Consider the following 535-nt stretch of genomic DNA (forward strand, 5'->3'; position numbering starts at 1 on the left):
CGCATCGCCTCCACCCCAACCCAGTTCCGGGTGAAACGGCCCCCGGCCGTTTCAGATCAGTCCGGGGGACTGATCGACCCGAAACTTCTGAAGAAGAGGGGCTTAGATTGGGCTCGAGACGAACGGTGGGGGTGGTATCATTCGTCATTGCGAGCGTAGCGAAGCAATCTAGGGCGTCTCGCCGCTATCGTCAGCGCCTGCCGCACTGGATTGCCGCGTCGCTTCGCTCCTCGCAATGACGAGTGCACCACCCGAACTTGACAAACTTTACAGGGTTATAGATTTATTCCCTGCTCCGCCTCGTCCAGTGCGAATTTGGCCAGCGCTTGCGCCTGGTGCACGATTCTGCTGATCACCGCGTCGTCGGCGGTGCCGGCCGGCGTGGCGGTCAGGCCGGGGACGTCGCGTTCCATGTCGGCGGCTTCTTCCGGGGTCATCCGGTAATATTCGGTCGGGCCGTCCTCTTCCGGCCAGTTGACCGCGTAAAATTCCAGTTCGGGTTCCGCTGCTGTATGCGGCCCCCATTGCGCTTCGG

The 535-nt window shown here is 61.9% G+C and carries 1 protein-coding gene; it reads right to left on the reverse strand.

The window, feature by feature from the left end; all coding sequences use genetic code 11:
- Nucleotides 1-275: 275 nt before the first annotated feature.
- Nucleotides 276-535: hypothetical protein (locus tag V7665_RS13815; RefSeq protein ID WP_335665101.1), on the reverse strand; the 260-nt coding region annotated here is incomplete at its 5' end.

The sequence above is a fragment of the Parasphingorhabdus sp. genome (assembly GCF_036964675.1).
Lineage (GTDB): Bacteria > Pseudomonadota > Alphaproteobacteria > Sphingomonadales > Sphingomonadaceae > Parasphingorhabdus.